The sequence below is a fragment of the Pseudoduganella sp. HUAS MS19 genome (genome assembly GCF_053615455.1).
Genome location: NZ_CM132133.1, coordinates 4,165,884 through 4,184,302, shown reverse-complemented (window position 1 = coordinate 4,184,302; position 18,419 = coordinate 4,165,884). Strand labels below are relative to the sequence as shown.

At 63.1% G+C, this 18,419-nt stretch carries 20 protein-coding genes; 9 read left to right on the top strand and 11 right to left on the bottom strand.

Annotated features, from left to right (window positions below):
• Nucleotides 1-24 precede the first annotated feature (24 nt).
• From epsC to ACWBU6_RS18850, 4 genes are all read left to right on the top strand, one after another.
• Complete coding sequence (gene epsC / locus ACWBU6_RS18865; protein ID WP_452644932.1) at nt 25-942, top strand: serine O-acetyltransferase EpsC; 918 nt, start codon at nt 25-27, stop codon at nt 940-942.
• A 148-nt stretch (nt 943-1,090) separates the two neighbouring features.
• Nucleotides 1,091-1,657 carry a YceI family protein gene (locus ACWBU6_RS18860; protein ID WP_452644931.1) on the top strand — a complete coding sequence of 189 codons (567 nt, stop codon included), beginning with the start codon at nt 1,091-1,093 and terminating at the stop codon, nt 1,655-1,657.
• 4 nt (nt 1,658-1,661) lie between these two features.
• Complete coding sequence (locus tag ACWBU6_RS18855) at nt 1,662-3,422, top strand: amidohydrolase (protein WP_452644930.1); 1,761 nt, start codon at nt 1,662-1,664, stop codon at nt 3,420-3,422.
• A 177-nt stretch (nt 3,423-3,599) separates the two neighbouring features.
• Nucleotides 3,600-3,803, top strand: a complete 204-nt coding sequence (locus ACWBU6_RS18850; protein WP_452644929.1) for a hypothetical protein — start codon at nt 3,600-3,602, stop codon at nt 3,801-3,803.
• 285 nt (nt 3,804-4,088) lie between these two features.
• Here the strand turns inward: ACWBU6_RS18850 and ACWBU6_RS18845 are convergent, their stop codons facing one another.
• From ACWBU6_RS18845 to ACWBU6_RS18835, 3 genes are all read right to left on the bottom strand, one after another.
• A complete protein-coding gene (locus ACWBU6_RS18845) occupies nt 4,089-4,787 on the bottom strand; it encodes a hypothetical protein (RefSeq protein ID WP_452644928.1) in 699 nt (232 codons plus the stop codon).
• A gap of 293 nt (nt 4,788-5,080) precedes the next feature.
• Nucleotides 5,081-5,698: a phosphohydrolase gene (locus ACWBU6_RS18840; protein ID WP_452644927.1), complete on the bottom strand. Its 618-nt coding sequence runs from the start codon at nt 5,696-5,698 to the stop codon at nt 5,081-5,083.
• Nucleotides 5,695-7,296, bottom strand: coding sequence for an ATP-binding protein (locus tag ACWBU6_RS18835; RefSeq protein ID WP_452644926.1), 1,602 nt, complete (start codon nt 7,294-7,296; stop codon nt 5,695-5,697). Before ACWBU6_RS18835 ends, ACWBU6_RS18840 begins: the two co-directional genes overlap by 4 nt.
• A gap of 212 nt (nt 7,297-7,508) precedes the next feature.
• On the opposite strand from ACWBU6_RS18835, the gene ACWBU6_RS18830 reads away from it, so the two are divergent.
• Nucleotides 7,509-8,138 carry a LysE family translocator gene (locus tag ACWBU6_RS18830; protein WP_452644925.1) on the top strand — a complete coding sequence of 210 codons (630 nt, stop codon included), beginning with the start codon at nt 7,509-7,511 and terminating at the stop codon, nt 8,136-8,138.
• On the opposite strand, the gene ACWBU6_RS18825 is transcribed toward ACWBU6_RS18830, so the two are convergent.
• Nucleotides 8,122-8,802 (bottom strand): YceI family protein, encoded by a 681-nt coding sequence (locus ACWBU6_RS18825; RefSeq protein ID WP_452644924.1) that lies wholly within the window; start codon nt 8,800-8,802, stop codon nt 8,122-8,124. The genes ACWBU6_RS18830 and ACWBU6_RS18825 overlap by 17 nt on opposite strands.
• Before the next feature lie 386 nt (nt 8,803-9,188).
• On the opposite strand from ACWBU6_RS18825, the gene ACWBU6_RS18820 reads away from it, so the two are divergent.
• The 3 genes from ACWBU6_RS18820 to ACWBU6_RS18810 are packed head-to-tail and all read left to right on the top strand — an operon-like array spanning nt 9,189 to nt 11,327.
• Nucleotides 9,189-9,887 carry a glutathione S-transferase family protein gene (locus ACWBU6_RS18820; RefSeq protein WP_452644923.1) on the top strand — a complete coding sequence of 233 codons (699 nt, stop codon included), beginning with the start codon at nt 9,189-9,191 and terminating at the stop codon, nt 9,885-9,887.
• Nucleotides 9,888-9,911: 24 nt separating this feature from the next.
• Nucleotides 9,912-10,535 (top strand): glutathione S-transferase family protein, encoded by a 624-nt coding sequence (locus tag ACWBU6_RS18815; RefSeq protein WP_452644922.1) that lies wholly within the window; start codon nt 9,912-9,914, stop codon nt 10,533-10,535.
• 3 nt (nt 10,536-10,538) lie between these two features.
• A complete protein-coding gene (locus ACWBU6_RS18810) occupies nt 10,539-11,327 on the top strand; it encodes a substrate-binding periplasmic protein (RefSeq protein ID WP_452644921.1) in 789 nt (262 codons plus the stop codon).
• On the opposite strand, the gene ACWBU6_RS18805 is transcribed toward ACWBU6_RS18810, so the two are convergent.
• From ACWBU6_RS18805 to ACWBU6_RS18780, 6 genes are read right to left on the bottom strand one after another with little or no spacing between them, the layout of a single operon-like run.
• A complete protein-coding gene (locus ACWBU6_RS18805) occupies nt 11,296-12,363 on the bottom strand; it encodes a branched-chain amino acid ABC transporter permease (protein ID WP_452644920.1) in 1,068 nt (355 codons plus the stop codon). The genes ACWBU6_RS18810 and ACWBU6_RS18805 overlap by 32 nt on opposite strands.
• Before the next feature lies 1 nt (nt 12,364).
• Entirely contained in the window at nt 12,365-13,309 is a 945-nt protein-coding gene (locus ACWBU6_RS18800) for a branched-chain amino acid ABC transporter permease (RefSeq protein WP_452649583.1), read from the bottom strand.
• A 54-nt stretch (nt 13,310-13,363) separates the two neighbouring features.
• Nucleotides 13,364-14,086, bottom strand: coding sequence for an ABC transporter ATP-binding protein (locus ACWBU6_RS18795; RefSeq protein WP_452644919.1), 723 nt, complete (start codon nt 14,084-14,086; stop codon nt 13,364-13,366).
• Nucleotides 14,079-14,828 (bottom strand): ABC transporter ATP-binding protein, encoded by a 750-nt coding sequence (locus tag ACWBU6_RS18790; protein WP_452649582.1) that lies wholly within the window; start codon nt 14,826-14,828, stop codon nt 14,079-14,081. Before ACWBU6_RS18790 ends, ACWBU6_RS18795 begins: the two co-directional genes overlap by 8 nt.
• A 12-nt stretch (nt 14,829-14,840) precedes the next feature.
• Nucleotides 14,841-16,013, bottom strand: a complete 1,173-nt coding sequence (locus ACWBU6_RS18785) for a substrate-binding domain-containing protein (RefSeq protein WP_452644918.1) — start codon at nt 16,011-16,013, stop codon at nt 14,841-14,843.
• Between the two features lie 3 nt (nt 16,014-16,016).
• The gene (locus ACWBU6_RS18780; protein WP_452644917.1) at nt 16,017-16,883 is read right to left on the bottom strand and encodes an alpha/beta fold hydrolase; all 867 of its coding nucleotides are present in this window, start codon (nt 16,881-16,883) and stop codon (nt 16,017-16,019) included.
• A 137-nt stretch (nt 16,884-17,020) separates the two neighbouring features.
• Here ACWBU6_RS18780 and ACWBU6_RS18775 point away from each other — a divergent pair, with 137 nt between their 5' ends.
• The gene (locus ACWBU6_RS18775; RefSeq protein WP_452644916.1) at nt 17,021-17,923 is read left to right on the top strand and encodes a LysR family transcriptional regulator; all 903 of its coding nucleotides are present in this window, start codon (nt 17,021-17,023) and stop codon (nt 17,921-17,923) included.
• On the opposite strand, the gene ACWBU6_RS18770 is transcribed toward ACWBU6_RS18775, so the two are convergent.
• Nucleotides 17,809-18,417 carry a hypothetical protein gene (locus ACWBU6_RS18770; protein WP_452644915.1) on the bottom strand — a complete coding sequence of 203 codons (609 nt, stop codon included), beginning with the start codon at nt 18,415-18,417 and terminating at the stop codon, nt 17,809-17,811. The genes ACWBU6_RS18775 and ACWBU6_RS18770 overlap by 115 nt on opposite strands.
• Between the last annotated feature and the right edge of the window lie 2 nt (nt 18,418-18,419).

The following is an 18,419-nucleotide window of genomic DNA, read 5'->3' as shown; positions in this document are numbered from 1 at the left end:
GTAATCTGGATATTCTTGTGCCTTATGGCTATCGACTCTTACGGCGCCGAAAGCGGCGCAGCGCGCTGGGACCTCGACGAGGTGGTTCACCAGCTGCGCGTGTCGCGCGAAGCGACCCACAATATCCGCCACCAGCGGCGCGTGCGTGAACTGCCTTCCCGCGCGGAGCTGGTGCAAATCCTCGAGGGTTTGTCGGCCGCCTTGTTCCCGACACACTACGGACGCCCGAACCTGACCGACGAGAGCATCGATTACTTTGTCGGCGATACGCTGAATACCACGCTGGACCGGCTGCACGAACAGGTGCGGCGCGGCCTGCAATTCGGCGCCGAAGTGGCGGAGGCGGAGGACGACCAGGCGCGCGTCGCCCTGGGCATCACACGCTCGTTTGCCGCATCGCTGCCGCAAATCCGTGCGCTGGTGGTATCGGATGTGCAGGCCGCCTATGCCGGCGATCCGGCGGCGACTTCGATCGCGGAAATCCTGCTGTGCTATCCGGGCATGGTGGCAATTCTGCACTACCGTCTGGCGCACAGCCTGCACAAGCTCGGCGCCCCTTTCATTGCGCGTATCATCAGCGATATTGCCCATTCGCGTACGGGTATCGATATCCACCCGGCGGCGCAGATCGGCGCCAGCTTCTTCATCGACCACGGCACTGGCGTGGTGATCGGCGAGACCACCATCATCGGCGAGCGCGTACGCCTGTACCAGCACGTCACGCTGGGCGCCAAGCGCTTCCCGGCCGACGACTCGGGACAATTGATCAAAGGAACGCCGCGCCATCCTATCGTGGAGGACGATGTGGTGATCTACGCCGGCGCCACCGTACTGGGGCGTATCACGATCGGCGCCGGTTCCACCGTGGGCGGCAATGTCTGGCTGACGCAAAGCGTCCCGCCAAACAGCAACGTCTCGCAAGCCCAGATGCGCAGCGACTGAAGGGGATACCTCGAAAGGGTGATTGTTTTTCGTCTCCAGCTGGTGCCTACTATCGAAAAAGTCGATCGGTAGCGCGCACATTATGCGTTTTACACTGATCGGCAGTCGTCGCATAATGGGTCACCATCCCCCACCTGGAGTCTGAACAATGAAAAAACTGATCGCCTTTGCCATCGCCGCCGGTTTCTCCCTTGCCGCATCGGCCGCACCGGAAACCTTCAACATCGATCCATCCCATTCCTTCTCCCGCTTCGAATACAGCCACTTCGGTTATTCGACCCAGGTCAACAAATTCAACAGCACCACCGGCAAGATCCAGATCGACCGCGCCGCCAAGACCGGTTCGGTGGAAGTGACCATTGACCCGAAATCGGCCAACACCGGCTCCGACCTTTTCAACCAGCACTTGCAGGGCCCTGACTTCCTCGATTCGGCCAAGTACCCGGCCATCACCTACAAGTCCACCAGGTTCGTGTTCAACGGCGACAAGCTGGCCGGCGTGGAAGGCAACCTGACGATCAAAGGCGTGACCAAGCCGGTGAACCTGGAAGTGACTTCCTTCCACTGCATGCCGCACCCGATGCTGAAGAAAGACGCTTGCGGCGCCAACGCGGTGGCCCGGATCAAGCGCTCCGATTTCGGCGCCGGCAAGTACGCACCGCACGTCAGCGACGAGCTGACCCTCGGCTTCTCGATCGAAGCCGTCAAGGAATAAGCCGATGACCAGACCGTTGCTGGCCGCAGCCTTGCTGGCTGCCGGATTGTCGCACGCCTGTGCGACGGACATCATCATCACCAATGGCAAAGTCGCCACGATGACGCGCGAAGGCAGCTTCGCGCAGGCAGTAGCCATCAAGGGCGGCATGATTACTGCGGTGGGCGGCAATGCCCAGGTGCTTAAGCTGAAGAAGCCGGGCACGCAAGTGATCGACGCCGGCGGCCGCACGGTCATTCCGGGCTTGAACGACTCCCACCTTCACATCATCCGCCAGGGCCTGAACTACAACGCCGAACTGCGCTGGGACGGCGTGACTTCGCTGCAACGCGCCATGCAGATGCTGCGCGAGCAGGCGGCCCGCACGCCGGACGGAGCGTGGATCAAGGTGGTGGGCGGCTTCAACGAATTCCAGTTCGACGAAAAGCGCCTGCCGACACTGGAAGAACTGAATGATGCGGTGCCGGACAAGCCGGTATTCATCCTCTACCTGTACGGCCTGGGCCTGGTGAACAAGAAGGGCATCGAAGTCCTGGGCTACGACAAGGACACCAGATACAAGGACGGCGTGGTCGAACTGGGCGCGGACGGCAAGCCGACCGGCCTGCTGGTCGCCAAGCCGAACGCCATGGTGCTGTACTCCACGCTGGGCAAGACCGGCGCGCTGACGCGCGAACAGCAACTCAATTCCACCATCCAGTATTACCGCGAGATGAATCGCCTCGGCGTGACCAGCGCCATCGATGCCGGCGGCGGCGGCCAGGCCTATCCGGACGACTATGCCGTCAGCCTGGAGCTGGCCAAGGGCGGCAAGCTGACTGTGCGCACATCCTACTACCTGTTCGCGCAGAAGCCCGGCAAGGAACTGGAAGACTACCAGCGCTGGCTTAGTACCGCCAGGCCGGACCACAACGACCATATGTTCTACCCCAACGGCTACAACACGGAAGGGGCAGGGGAGAACCTGGTGTGGAGCGCAGCCGACTTCGAGAACTTCCTCGAGCCGCGCCCCGAGATGCCGAGCCATATGGAAAGCGAGCTGGAGCCGGTGCTGCGCCTGCTGGTGAAGAACCGCTGGCCGTTCCGCATCCACGCCACGTACGGCGAATCGATCGAGCGTGACCTGGCCGTGATTGAAAAGGTCCACCGCGAGATGCCGTTCAACGGCCTGCGCTGGTTCTTCGACCACGCCGAAACCATCAGCGACGAACAACTGGCGCGCGTGAAGAAGCTGGGCGGCGGGGTGGCGGTGCAGGACCGCATGTACTTCCAGGGCGAGCATTACTGGAAGCGCTACGGCGAGCAAACGCGCCAGATGCCGCCGATCCGCAAGATGCTGGAGATGAAGATCCCGGTCGGCCTGGGGACGGACGGCTCGCGCGTATCGAGCTACGGGCCGTGGCCGGCGATCTACTGGGCGGTGACCGGGATGACCGCCGGCGGCATGCCGATGTGGCAGGCCAGGGACCGCCTGAGCCGCTACGAAGCGCTGAAGCTGATGACCCAGGGCAGTGCCTGGTTCAGCGGCGAAGAAAAGCTGAAAGGCCAGGTCGCCCAAGGCCAGTACGCCGACCTCGTGATCCTGCCGAAGGACTACTTCAGCATTCCCGAAGCCGAGATCAAGACGCTGGAAAGCGCGCTGACGCTGGTGAACGGCCGCATCGTCCACGCCGGCCCCGACTTCGGCCAATACGCCCCCGAGCAGCCACCCGTGCAGCCCGCATGGAGCCCCGTCAAATACTACGGCGGCTACCAGAACCGCTAATGCGCCCAGCCCGTGTCAACCTTGGGGTCAGACCCTTTGCTTGCCACGTCGTGGCAAGCAAAGGGTCTGACCCCAAGGTTGACACGGGCGCGGGCGGTGGTGTTGCGGGCGGGCCATTGACTTATTGGCGGCATGGTCAATACTTCCTTGACCGCCCATCCCGCTTGAAGGTGTCCTATGGAATTGCTGCAATACCTGCCACGCGTCGATTCGGCGCGCAGTGCAATTGTCGACCGTGGTATCGAGGTGCAAGCGAGCTTCAGCACCTTGTGCGCAGTGGAGTATATGAAGTCGCATAACATCGCTCCCGACATCATCCAGCGCGTGTTGCTGCAGCCGGCGCAGCGGCGTGCTGCGGCTCAGGTTATGCACAAAAGTTAACGACAAGTAACGCGCGACTTTAATTAGTTAAACCACGCGCGTGAGAATTCGTTAGAATTTAAGTCGTTGATTTTAAATGAACTTTTTTCTGCACATTGAACGGGCAGTTTGTTGGAAATGGCGTCGTTGAAGGCCGTTTGCCTTGTCAAGACCCCCTTATCAACAAAGATATCCACATACAATGTGGATAAGCGAAAAAGCCCTTTTCAATCCACCACTTACGGCAGATCAGGCGAAATTAAGGGAGAATGCCGGTGAAATAACTACTGTATTTGCATACAGTGCTTATTTCAGGATGCGTCCGGTGGCCTTGAAACTGCCCGGTTCGGCGCCGGGCTGGACCTGGATATCCACAGTTGAGGCAGGCTGGCCAATCACTAGCTGGCCCGACCATGCCTCACCCTTTTGCACGCCCTGCAGGATCGCCGCAAATTGTTCGCGGTGCTGGTTGTACTTGGCCAGCTGCGTTTGCAGCATTTGCAGGTCGGCGTAATTGCGCAGGGAGGAAATGACGGTGGTGAACAGCTTGCGCGTGGTGAGGTCGGTCTTGCACCAGAAATCGTTGATATCGTAATCGAGGATGATGCTGTGCTCGAGCGCCTGGCCCGGCTGGCCGGTACGCAGCACAATGCGCACCAGTTCATTCTTCAGTTCGGCGCGGATCTGGTTGGCCACGCGCAGGCCGGCGTCGCTGGTTTCCATGATCACATCCAGCAGCACCAGGGCGACATCGGGATTGTTGCGCAGGGTGGTCAGGGCTTCTTCGCCGGAGTAGGCGTGCAGGAAGCTGAGGCGGCGACCCATGAAGCATGCATTGCTGAGCGAGAACTTGGTGACCACATGGACGTCGACGTCGTCATCAACGATCAGCACCCGCCAGGGAGCGGGACTGGCGCCTGGAGCTTGCTCGGCGGAACTGGCTTGCGCCTCGTCGTCGATCATCCATCCTTCGCTTGTATCGTCGTCAGGAACTTTCACGTCCATGCATTTTCCTTTGTCGGTTGTGGACACACTATTCCGCGCCAGAACTTTTGTCAAAATATTTTCCGAATGCTCAGTCAGTTGCAAAATGGCATGGACTCAACTTTGCTAAGTCATTGATTCTATTAAGACTATTTGCTTGCCAAAGAATTGGGCAATTTATAGGGAGCCGCGCCGTTAAAGGCGAAACAGGCTGTCAAGAGCCGCTTCTCCACATGTTTATCCACAGCAGAAGTGGATAACTGAAATTTCGTCTTTAAAAACTTCGCATTACGACAATTTTATCATCCAGACTATCAAGCTGCTGCCTTGAGCCGGTTCAGTTCATGCAGGAAGCGTTCGCAAGCGAGCCCCGGCGGCCAGGGTTGCCAGGCCGGTTCGCCGTACAAGGCCTGCAATGGATCTTGTTCCAGCGGCACGGCGGTAATCTTCAATGTGCGCCGTACCTCTTCGCCGCTCCAGCCCACCACATGCACCGCTTCGCTGGCCGCTGCCAGGCGGTCGGCGCGCTTGTGGACCCGGTATTCCTTCGGCGTCCAGGCCGGCAAGCCATAGCGCAGGAACACGGCTTGTTCCAGCCGCTGGCTCAGTTGGCGGAAGCTGTCGCCAAGGAAGGGCTTCAGCACGGAGATGCAGTCAAAGCCCAGCAAGCCTTCTTCCGCATCGTGCAGCAGTTCGCGCAGGGAGCGCAGCGGGTCGAGCGGGGTGGGCGACCATTGCCGGCGCAATTGCAGCACCGTGATCGAATGCTGGGCGACGGAGAGCGGCAGCGGCCAGGCCGAGTGGCCGCCCCAGCGATAGGTGCGCGCCAGGCCCAGTGCGAGGTCGGCGTCGTCCCAATCGAAGGGCGTCGGATCCAGCAAGTCCAGCCGGCGGCCGGATGGCATGCGCACCCAGGCGCGTTGTGTCGTCATGCAGCTATCGTATCGTCGCGACGCAGGTCGGTGCAAGCTTGCAGGATAAGTGCATCGAGTTCAGGCAACAGGGCGAAGGCCGATTCCAGGTCGCCTGCGGCGCTGGCTTTTTCCATTTGATGGCACAGGGTGTGCAATTCGGGGGCGCTCAGGTAGCCGCAACTGCCTTTCAGGGCATGGAAGGCGCTGGTGGCGCCTTCGCCATCGCCGTTTTGCAGCGCCAGGCGGCCTTCGTCCATCCGGCGCGGCGCTTCGTCCAGGAAGGCTTGCGCAATGCGCTGCTGGTGGCGCGCCGTCATGCCGCTGAGCGGCAGGATGTGGATCGCCGGGCTGGCCGGCTCCACGCCAAACATGTCGTCCAGTTCGGCCAGCGTGGGCGCGGTGCGCGGCAGGCTGCGGCCGCGATTGAGCAGTTGCGCGATGGTTTTTTCCAGCTGGTCGAACAGCAGCCTTTCGTCGACCGGCTTGCTGAGGAAGGCATCCATGCCGGCCGACAGGTAGCGTGCGCGATCGAGGTCGTTGGCATTGGCGGTGAGGGCGATGATCGGTATCAGCGGATCGCGCGAAGGGTAGTCCTCGCTGCCGCCGCGGCGCACCTGGCGCGCCGCCTGCTCACCATCCATCTGCGGCATGCGGCCATCCATCAGGACGACGTCGAAATCCCTGTCATGCAGCGCGCGCAGGGCTTCCAGTCCGTTCTCTACGACGCTCACTTCGTGGCCCATGCCTTCCAGCAGGGTGCTGATGATGATCTGGTTGGTGCGCACATCTTCCGCGCACAGCACGCGCAAGCGATAGGCATGGCGCAGGTGGGCCGGGATCCTGACCGGGTCGTGCTCGGGCGGCCCGCCCAGGGCCAGCGGCAGCGAGAAGCGCAGCGTGGTGCCCTTGCCCAGGCGGGTATCGGCTTCGATCTGGCCGCCCATCAGGTCGACCAGCTCCTTGCAGATGGCCAGGCCCAGTCCCGGCCCGTCGGCGCGGCGGGTCGACGAGAGGTCGGCCGGCTCGAATTTGCGGAACAGGCGCGGCAGCATTTCCAGCGGAATGCCGGGGCCGGTATCGCTGATGCTGAAGCTGACGCGCGCCAGGCCGTCGGCGGTTTCTCCGGATGCGCGCAGCCGCACTTCGCCGCGCTCGGTGAACTTGATGGCGTTGCCCAGCAGGTTGAGCAGGATCTGGCGGATGCGATTCGGGTCGCCCTGCACATGGCGCGGCAGGCCCGGCGCCAGCTCGCAGCGCAGCAGCAGGGCCTTGGCGTCGGCTTGCGGGCGCAGGATGGTGATGGCTTCGTCGATAATGTCGATCAGGTCCAGGTCCTGGGTATTGATCGCCAGGCGGCCGGCGTCGATGCGCGAGAAATCCAGCAGGTCGTTCAGGATGGCCAGCAGGGCTTCGCTGTTTTTCAGGCCGATGCGCAGGTATTCCCCCGTGCGGTCGGCAATGGTGCGGTCGCGCAAGGCAAATTTGAGCATGCCGATCACGCCGGCCAGCGGGGTGCGGATATCGTGGCTCATGGCCGCCAGGAAGTCGATGCGGTGGCGGCCCAGCTTCTCATTTTGAATCTGGGTTTGCTTCAGCGCGGCTTCCCGCGCTGCCAATTGCTTCTTTAGGCTGCGGTTCTCCCATATCAGCAGGATAAACGCCGCCAACCCCAGGATAATCAAGAGGGGTGCAACTGGTTCAATAAACGATGCAAACGAAGAAAACAAAATATTAATGATCCCCTCAATAGCAATTATTGTAATGGACAAATAAACACGGCGTGATACCGAATTGTTATGCCCCGGCACCGTCGTGTATGATCCAGGCTATGCTAATTTCTCCTGAACAAGGGCTGGCCTTCCTGGCCGCCGCCATGCTGATTACTGTTTCCCCGGGTCCCGATAACCTGATGGTTTTAAGTATGGGCATGTCGCGTGGACGCAAGCAGGGCGTGGTTTTCGGCCTGGGCTGTGCCCTTGGCTGCCTTAGCCATACGCTGCTGGCGGCGCTGGGCGTGGGTGCGCTGATTGCCGCATCGCCAACAGCCTTTACTGCGCTCAAGGTTGCCGGTGGACTCTACCTCATCTGGATGGGATACGGCGCACTGCGCAGCAAGGGCGGTGCGCAGGTGGGCCAGGCGGCCATGCCGGAGGAGTCTTTGGGCAAGCTCTTTGCCAAGGGATTGTTCGCGAATGCGATCAATCCGAAGGTGGTGCTGTTCTTCCTGTCGTTCCTGCCGCAATTCGTGGTGGCGGGGCATGGCGACGCCAGCTGGCAGACTGCGCAGCTGGGCCTGATCTTCACCTTGCAGGCTTGCCTGCTGTTTGGTGCGCTGGGCTACTTCTCGGGCGCGGTGGGCAAATGGATCAACCGTAACCCGCGCGCCGGCCTGTGGCTCGATCGCGGCGCCGGTGCGATTTTCGTCGGCCTGGGCTTGCGCCTTATCGTCGCGCGCTGATCGCAAATTTCAGTTCCAGCTCGTCTTTTACGGCCAGCGCGCCGCCAAATACGGCAAAGGGCTTGATGCCGAAGTCGGTCTGCTTCAAGGTGAAGGCGCCGCTGGCCAGCACGCTGGCGCCATCCTCGCGCAACTGCAACGGCAGCCTGTACTCGCGCGTGACCCCGTGCAGGGTGATCTCGGCGCGCAGCCTGTCCCTCGTCCCGGGCTCGAATGCGGCCCGCACCAGCACCCAGGGGTAGGCCTGGGCTTGCAGCACCTTGCCGAACATATTGCGGCGCGTGCCGTCGATGGCGTCGGCCGATGGCTGGGTTTCCAGCCCGGCATCCTTGCGCAGCGCGGCTTCGTCGACAGTGAGCTGGTCGAGGCGGAAGCGCAGTTCGGTAAGGCCCTGCTCGACGTCGACGAATCCCTCCACCTGGCGCGCCGCGACAAGATGGTCGTGGCCCATGCGCGCCAGCGGCCCGCTGCGGCGGACCGTGATGGCAATTAAGGATTCACCGGCCACGATGCGGTGCGCCGACTGGCGCGCTTGCAGCGCCGGGACCGGCGTCGCCGGCACGGCAGCTGGTGGCGCAGGCGGCTGCGTGCCGCAGGCGGAAATGGCCAGTGCCGCCGCTAGAAACGCGGCTCGAAAAGTCCATTTGCAAATTTTTTTTCGCATTGTGACTATTGGAGAGTTTCTAATATAAAAAGTGTACTATCTTAAACGAAGTCGTGATGTTTTCGTTTTCGAGAATATCCCCCTTGCACTTTCAAATCTCTCCCGATTTGAATCCCTTTACCCGCGCATAGACGCGGGTATTTTTTTTGACCGGACAGTTTGATTCCTTAATGAACTCCTAAGCCTTGGACGCCGGAAAACTGGCAAAGTACGTTCATAGCGTACAGCATCCCTGTGCGCCGGGTTGCCGGATTCCTCAATCCGGCACGGTTTCTTCTATCCCCGCGCCCTAAAAAGCGTTTTTCACCGGCCCCTCCAAATTGGCCGGTTTTTTTTTGCCGATGCGGTTATCCTTTGCGCCAGCGACGCGAAACTGAGGATGCCCGATGATCGACCTGTATACCGCTGCAACGCCGAACGGCCATAAGATTTCGATTGCGCTGGAAGAGCTGGCGCTGCCTTATGCGCTGCATGTGCTCGAACTGGGCAAGAATGAACAGAAGGAGCCGTGGTTTACTGCCATCAATCCGAATGGCCGCATTCCGGCGATCGTCGACCGCGCCAACGACAACTTCGCGGTATTCGAGTCCGGCGCCATCCTGGTCTACCTGGCCGAGAAGACCGGGCGCCTGATGCCGCAGGATGCCAAGGGCCGCTCCCAGGTGCTGCAATGGCTGATGTTCCAGATGGGCGGCATCGGACCGATGATGGGCCAGGCCAATATGTTCTACCGCTATTTCCCCGAGAAGATCCAGCCGGCCATCGACCGCTACCAGGGCGAGTGCCGGCGCCTGTTCCGGGTGCTCGATGGCCACCTGGCGCACAATGAATACCTGGCCGGCGGCTATTCGATCGCCGATATCGCCAATTGGGCCTGGGTGCGTACCCATCGCTGGTCGGGCGTGGAAACCGAGGGCATGCCCCACTTGCAGCGCTGGGTGCGCCAGATCCGCGCGCGACCCGCCGTGTTGCGCGGAATCGAGCAGCCGCCCAGCAATGTGTTGGAACGGGCGGACAGCCAGGATAAAGTCGAGCAATTTGCCGCCGAGGCGCGCAAAATGCTGGAAACAGGCCAGTCGCGCTGATTTAGCAAAACAAGAGGAGACTTGATGAAGCTGTACACCGCCCCCCGCGCCCCCAATCCGCGCCGTGTTGCCATGTTCATGGCGGAGAAGGGCATCGAGCTGGACTTGCAGGCGGTCGATCTGGGCAAGGGGGAACACCGGAGCGAGGCATACCTGGCGCTCAATCCGTTCGGCCGCGTGCCGGCGCTGGAGCTGGACGATGGCCGCGTCCTGTGCGAAACCCGCGCCATCTGCACCTACCTGGAAGGCTTGTATCCAGCGCCCAACCTGATGGGCGAGGGCGCCGAGGAGCGCGCCTTCATCGAAATGGCCGACCGCCGCATGGAGCTGCACTTGTTTGCCATCGCAGCCAACAGCATTCGCCACTCCCATCCCGGCTTTGCGCCAATCGAGAATCCGCAGTTCCCGGACTTTGGCGCTTCGCAGGGCGAGAAATTCCGCGAAAACGCGAAGTGGCTCGATGGCGTACTGGCCAGGCAGCCTTTCGTGGCGGGACAGCGCTTCACCATTGCCGATATCACCGGCTTTTGCGCGATCGAGTTTGCGCGTGGGCTGATGAAGTTCCGCCCGGCCGATCACGGCCTTGCGCACGTACAGGCCTGGCGCGACCGCATCGTCGAGCGGCCAAGCGCCAGTGCCGGAGCTTGAAGCATGACATCGGCGCCGCGCCGGCGCTGGCTGGGCCGCATGGCCCGATGGTCCGCTGCGGCCGCCCTGGCTGCAATGGCCCTGGCCTCCCGGCCAGGGCGCGTACTGGCCAGGCCGCGCGCACTGCGCGCAGTAGCCCTGGCGATTCCTCCGTACGCCACGCTCGACCCGGGCGGCCGCAAGAGCGGCCTGTTCGTCGAAGCCATTGAGCTGGTCGCCCGCGAGTCGCAGCACCAGATCGAAATTATCGTCGCGCCTTATGCCCGCGCCATCGCCATGCTGCGTTCGGGCGCGGCCGACCTGATGATCGCCACATCCAACTCCGCGGTGGCGGAGGCGGCAGAGCCGATGGGCATGCTTTGGGCGACCGAAGTCATCGCCATCGGGCGGGCTGGCCTGAAGCTCGATGGCCTGCAGGACCTGCGCAACCGTACGGTCGGCATGTTGCGCGGTTCGGATTACGGGGCCGCCTTCCTGGATGACCATCAATACCGCAAGCATGAAATCACCGACCAGCTGCAGGGCATCCGCATGCTGCTGGAAGGGCGGCTCGATGCCTCGATCGGCACGCGGCTGGCGGTCTTCCACGCCATGCGCCTGCTGGGCGTGCCGCGTGCGCGGCTGGGCGGATCGCTGGCAGTGCAGTCGCGGGAAATCCATCTGCACCTGAGCCGGCATAACACCGATGAAGCGCTGGCATCGGAACTACGCCGCGCGGTGCAGGAATTGCGCAGCAGCGGCAAGGCCGATGCCCTGCTGGCTAAGTACCTGGCCGGCCTGCCGGCTGCCTGAGCTTTCCCACGATCCCGCTGGGGAAAAAGTAGATGGCCAGGATGAACAGGATGCCAAGCCACAACAGCCAGCGGTCCGGGTGCAGGGCTGCTTGCAGCACTGGCACGCCGGCCGCCATGCCCGCCGCCTGCGCCATCAGTGACTTCAGGTAGTTGTTCGCCAGGATGAACAGGGCGGCGCCAACCACCGAACCATACATGGTGCCCATGCCGCCGATGACGACAATCAGCAGGATGTCCGTCATGACTTCGAAGCCCAGCGTCGTTCTGGGGCCGACGTAGCGCAGCCACAGCGCCATCAGCGCACCGGCAAGCGTTGCTGCAAGCGCAGCGATGCAGTTGGCCGCAATGCGGTAGGCCACCGTGCGGTAGCCCAGCGCCTCGGCGCGGAATTCATTTTCGCGGATGGCCTGCAGCACGCGGCCGAACGGTGAATTCACGACGCGCAGCAGGCCCAGGAAGATCATGGCGGCGCAGAAGAATACGATGTAGTAGGTGAGGACCTTGCCGTCCAGGATGCGGCCCATGAACTCGCCGAACTCGTTGGCCGGCGAGAGCAAGTCCGGTACGTCGAAAGTCTTGCCGTCTTCGCCGCCGGTCCACTCCGACATTTGCGATGCCAGCACGGCAAATGCGGATGCTACGGCCAGCGTAATCATGGCGTAGAAGATGGCGCGTACACGCAGGGCGAACAGGCCGATGACGAAGGCCAGCAGCAGCGACAGCATGAGCGCAGCCGCCAGGCCCAGCGCCATGGCGCCCCAGGCCGGCGTGGGGCTGTCGAAGCCAAGGCCGACGCCGTAGGCGCCGATGCCGAAGAACATCGTATGGGCGAAGGAGACGATGCCCGTGTAGCCGATCAGAAGGTCGTAGGATGCGACCAGTACGATGTAGATGCAGATCGTGGCTGCGGTGTTCAGTGGACGCGCGCCGCTGGTGATGAAGGGCGCCAGGGCAAGCCCCAGCACAACCAGGAGCAGCAGGAACGACAGCGCACGGCTGCGCGGCAGGTCTCCCGAAAGCAGGGTGTTCAGCATTTCATTTCCTCGACAGGCCGGCCGGACGCCACATCAGGATGGCGATCATCAGCACGATATGGGACACGAGCGCCAGTTTGGGTGCGAGGAAGCCGGCATAATTGGCCGTCAGCGCCATCAGCAGCGCGCCGATGAAGCAGCCGCCGACCGAGCCGAGACCGCCGATGATGATGGTGATGAAGACCATGACCATCACTTCCGCACCCATGGTGGCGCTCAGCGTTTCCTTGTACAGGCCCCACATCACGCCGCCCAGGCCCGCCAGCGCGCAGCCCGCTGCAAACACGGCGACGAACAGGCGGCCGATGCGGTAGCCAAGCGCTTCGACCATCTCGCCGTTCTCGACACCGGCGCGTATCAGCAAGCCAAGCTTGCTGCGGTTCAGTACCAGCGTGAGCACGACGAATACCAGTATGCCTACGGCGACGGCCAGCAGGCGGTATTTCTCGACGGCGGCATCGCCCACGACAACGGCGCCGCGCAGGGCGGTCGGCAGCGGCATGGGCTGATGGTCGGCGCCCCAGATGACGTGGATCAGCTGCTCGACCACGATCATGCCGCCCATGGTGATGAGGATCTGCTTCAGGTGCTGGCCGTAGACCGGCATGATGATGACGCGCTCGAAGGCCCAGCCCAGTGCCGCCGTCACCGTCATGGCCACCGCGATCGCCAGGCCGAGCGCTGCCAGGTTCAGGCCAAGCGAGTCGGTCTCCATCCAGCCCCGCATCGGCAGCAGCACCAGTGTGGCGGCAAAGGCGCCCACGGAAACAAAGGCGCCATGGCCGAAGTTCAGCACGTCCATCAGGCCGAACACCAGGGTCAGGCCGCTGGACATGATGAAGATCATCATCCCCATCGCCAGCCCGGCCACGGTCAGCGTGACCCAGGTCGGCACGCTGCCCACCAGCGGCAGCATGGCCAGCACCAGCGCCGGTACCAGCAGCATGGGAATGTAGTCGCGCGGGACGGATGGCAGTGTCGTATCGTTCACCGTCGCTCCTTATTGGTGGGAATCGAGCGCCAAGCCAAGCAGGCGTTCCTGCAAGGCGCGGTCGGCGGCCAGGTCGGCCATAGCGCCGCTGTGCACGATGCGGCCGTCGTCCATCACCGCCACGGTGTCGCCGAGCTGGCGCACAAAGCTGAAGTTCTGCTCGACCAGCAGTACCGTGGTCTGGCCCTTGAGCTGGCGGATCGCATCGGCCAGGTTCTGGATGATGGCGGGCGCCAGTCCCTTGGTCGGCTCGTCGATGAGCAGCAATTCGCGCGGCTCGATGATGGCGCGGGCAATGGCGACCATTTGCTTCTGGCCTCCGGACAGGTTGCCGGCCGGGTAGTTCCAGAATTTTTTCAGGGCCGGGAAGAAGGAGAAAATCCATTCCAGCCGCGCAGTGTCCATCGGCCCGCTGCGCGCCGCAAGGTAAAGGTTCTCGCGCACTGTCAGGCCGCTGAATACGGCCATCGATTCCGGGACGTAGGCGATGCCGGCCTGCGCGATATCGGGCGTGGGCAGCTTGGCGATGTCGTGGCCATTGAATTCGACCTTGCCGGCGCTGGCCCGCCACAGGCCCATAATGGTGCGCAGCGCGGTGGTTTTGCCGGCACCATTGCGGCCCAGCAGTACGGCCAGTCCGCCGCGCGGCACGGCCAGGTCGACGCCTTGCAGGATGTGGTATTCGCCGATGTGCGTATGCACGCCGGATAGCTGGAGCAGGGCATCAGTCATGGCTTGCAGTTCCCAGGTAAGCTTCCTGCACGATGGCGGAGGACATGACGGCTGCGGGCTCGCCGTCCGCCACCAGGGCGCCGTTATGCAGCACGATGATGCGGTCGGCCAGCGCGCGCACCACGTCCATCTTGTGTTCAACCAGCAGTACGGCCTTGTTGCGCTCGGACTTGACCTGGTGGATCAGGTCCAGCACCACCGGCACTTCGTCCACGCTCATGCCGGCGGTCGGTTCGTCGAACATCATCACTTCCGGCTCCAGGGCGAGCATGATGGCCACCTCCAGCTTGCGCTTGTCGCCATGCGACAGCGCGGCCACCGGCGTGTCGCGCCGTGCGGCCAGGGCCACGCGGTCCAGGTAGTGGCCGGCCCGTTCGAGCAGGTCCTTGTGGCTGGACCAGACGGACCACAGCTTCATGCCCCTGCCGGCGCGCGCCTGCACCGCCAGCCGCACGTTTTCGTGCACCGTAAGATGGGGAAACAGGTTGGTGAGCTGGAAGGCGCGGCCGATGCCTTTGCGGGTGCGCGCCGCCGGGCCCTTGCGCGTGATGTCTTCGCCGCGCAGCAGCACCTGGCCGCTGGTGGCCGGCAACTGGCCGGACATCAGGTTGAAGTAAGTAGTCTTGCCGGCGCCATTGGGGCCGACAATCACAGTCAGCTGGCCCGCATGGAAGTCGGCGCTGACGTTGTCGACGGCCGTGTGGCCGCCGAAGCGGATAGTCAGTCCGCGTGTGGACAGCAATGGAGTCATCGTTCAGCGCCGCTTGTTCTTGATCGGTACCGGCAGTTCGGAAGCCGGAATCTCGCGCACCAGTTCCAGCAAGTCCCATTCGTTCGCCTGGTCCTTTTTGATGCGGAAGTGATACATCGGCTGCATGGCCTGGTGGTCTTCCTTGCGGAAGTTCATTTTTCCCTTCGGCGTGTCGAACTCCATGCCCTCCATGGCTGCAATCATCTTCTGCGTATCGCCGCCGCCAGTTCTGGCAAGGGCGGTGTATACGGCGCTGGCTGCCGTGAAGCCGCCTGCCGTGAACATGTCCGGCGGTTTCCTGTAGCGCTTCTGGTGCTCGCTCACGAACCAGTCGTTCATCCTGTTCTTGGGGAAGCCGTAGTAGTAATAGATCGTGCCCTCGGTGCCGGCGAACGACTTCCAGGTCTTTAGCACCGGCAGGATATTGCCGCCCGGCGCCAGCGTGATGCCGTAGCGCTCAGGCTTCATGTCGGCGATCTTGTTCATCGGGTTCGGCCCGGCCCAGATGATCTGCAGCACGCGCGGCTGCGGTGCATCTTTCAGCTTGTCGAACAGCCGCTGCGCCGAGGCGGTGAAGTCGGTGGCGTTCTGCGGAGCGAATTCCTGATGCACGATATTGGCCTTGGAACCGGTCAGCCTGAGCGCTTCCCGTGCAGCGGCCACCGCATCCTTGCCGAAGGCATAGTCCTGCGCCAGGAAGGCGACGCTGCCCTGCTTGAAGGTGGAGGCGGCAGCCAGGCCGTCCTGCATCGAATTGCGGGCGGTGCGGAAGATGTATTTGTTCCATTTGGCGCCGGTGATGGCGTCGGCCACGGCCGGCTCCACGATCAGGACCTTCTTGTACTCCGCCGCGATGGGCAGCATGGCGATGGCGGAGCCGGAGGAGCTGGTGCCGACCGCAATGTCGACCTTGTCGTCGCCATAGGCTTCGGCCAGCAGCGTGCGGCCAAGGTCCGGCTTGCTCTGGTCGTCCTTGACGAGAACTTTCAGTTTGCGGCCGTTGATTTCCATCTTGCCGCCGGTGAGGTACTCAAGGCCCATCATGAAGCCGGTCTCGGTTTCCCTGGCATAGGACTCAAGGATGCCGGTTTTGCCGGCAATCAGGGCAACCTTCAGTTCCTGCGCGGCGGCCATGACGGGCGCCAGTGCGGCCAACAGCGGTATCAGTTTTTTCATCGGTTAATCCACACTGGCGAGGAAGTTGCGCAGCGCCTCTTGCGCGGCGGGCTCGGAAAGCATCGGCGCATGGCCGACCTCGGGCACCTCAGCATACAGCATGCGCGGTGCGGCGGCGCGCATGGCATTGGCCTGCGCCGGCTCGATCAGGTCCGACAGCGCGCCGCGGATCAGCATGGTCGGCCGGCGCCGTGCCAGGCGGCGGAAGGCGAAATGGGCGGCCATGGAAGTGGAGCGCAGCTTGTTGGCGCGGATCGGCACGGCGATATTCGGGTCGTAGCGCATGGCCAGCGTTCCGTCGCCTTCTTCGCGGAAGGCGCGGCGTGCCCAGCGCTCCCACTCCTGCGCCGAATTGCCGGGGAAAGCAACGGCGTTGATGCCGCTGATGTAATCGGCCGCCTGCTGCCAGCTTGTGAACTGCTCGCCCTTGCCGGTATAGCCGCGGATGCGCGACAGGCCGCGTTCGGACAGCGTCGGGCCCACGTCGTTCAGGACTGCGGCGGCGATCAGGTGCGGCTTGCGCAGCGCCAGGGTCATGGTGATCAGGCCGCCCATCGAGGTGCCGATGAACACCGCGCGCTCGATGCCCAGGTCGTGCGCCAGCTTGACGATATCGTTGGCATAGACCATCGGCGTATAGCGGTCGGGCTGGGAATCGTATTCGGAATTGCCGCGGCCGCGCACATCCACGGCAAGCACGCGGCGGCCCTGGGCCGCAATCCAGGGCGCAACGTCCTCGAAGTCGGCCGAATTGCGCGTCAGGCCGTGGATGCAGATCACGGGCAGGCGCGCAGGGCCGCTGGCGCCAGGGTAGTCGCGCGCATACAGGCGCAGGCCGTCGTCGCTGGTAAAGCTGATCTCGGAATACATGGTCCTCGTGGGCAGCGTTGCAGGAGCGTGCAGTGTGCAAGAAATGCATCAAGCCGGGAACCGGCGGCCGCGCCCACTGTGTGTGCAATTTTGCACAGCAACACTATGGCGCTGGAAAATGATGCACAATACCCGGCATGAAGACCCTGCCCGAATGGACCGACCTGCGCTTCTTCCTGGAGTTGGCGCGCTCCGGCACCTTGTCCGGCGCCTCGCGCCGGCTGGAAGTGGAGCACACCACCGTCTCGCGCCGCATCGACCGCCTGGAGCAGCAACTGGGCGCGACGCTGTTCGACCGCTCGCGTGAAGGCTACGAACTGACGGAGATGGGGCACGCCGTGCTGCCGCACGCTGAAGCGATGGAGAGCGCAGTGCTGGCCGCGCAAGGCCAGCTTTCCGGCACCGAAGTGGCGATCCGCGGCGTGGTGCGCCTGGGTGTGCCGGAAGCATTGGGCGTACGCTTCATTACCCCGCTGCTGGCGCAATTCCTGCAGGATTATCCGGAGCTGTCGGTCGATTTGCTGGTGCAGCCGCGTTTTGCCAACCTGGCCAGCCGCGAGGCCGACCTTGGCGTGACGCTGGATGCGCCCAACACGGGCCGCTACATGGTGACGCGCCTCGCGTCTTTCCGGCTGTATGTGTACGGCTCGCCGGACTACCTGGCGCGCCACCCGACTATCCACCAGCGCAGCGACCTGGCGGGCCACGATTTTGTCGATTATGTGCAGGACCGTCTGGCCAGCAACGAGCTGAACTTCCTCGATGAACTGGGCGTCAACCCGCGCCGCCGCCTGTGCTGCACCGGCATGCTGGCCCAGGCCGAGGCGGCCGCCGCCGGCCTGGGCCTGATGATGGCGCCGCCCTATATGGCGACCGATGGCCGCCTGGTGCCCGTGCTGCAGGAAGAAGTCTACGTGGAACGCGCCTACTGGCTGGTGGCCCCGGTCGACCTGTACCGGCTGCCGCGCGTTAGGGCCGTCTGGAACTTGCTGCGCTCATTTGCCGAATCGCGCGCCAGCCTTTTTATCTCGAACCGGTGAGGCAGTTCGCCGCAGATCTCGGTGCGGTGCGGGTCGGGATCGGCACGGTCCGGCAAAGGCGCCCGCTGCGCCAGCGCCTGCAGGATGGGCGCGGGATCGTAGCGCCAGTCCACCAGATAGCGGCCTGGATCGCCCTCGCGCACCTTCATCAGCGCCAGCTCGAAGCGGGACACTGACACCACCAGCGGATCTGCATGGCCGCCCAGGAAGTCGAGGAAGGCGAGCGGCTGGTATTCGCGGAAGGGCGAAATATTCTCCTGCCGGATGAAAGCCTGCAGGGTGTCTTCCAGCAAACCGCCCTGGCGCAGCAATTCAACCGTCAGCACACAGCTGCGTTCCAGTACGTAGATGCGCCACAGGAGCACGTTGCCGCGCGCTTCCTGCAGGTCGGGGGAGGCGGCGATGCGGTGGTAATAGGCGGCATCGCCGCTGTCCGGCTGGTAATTGCTGCGCATCAGGCCAAGCAGGATGCGCTGGTGGCTGGGCAGGTCCATCT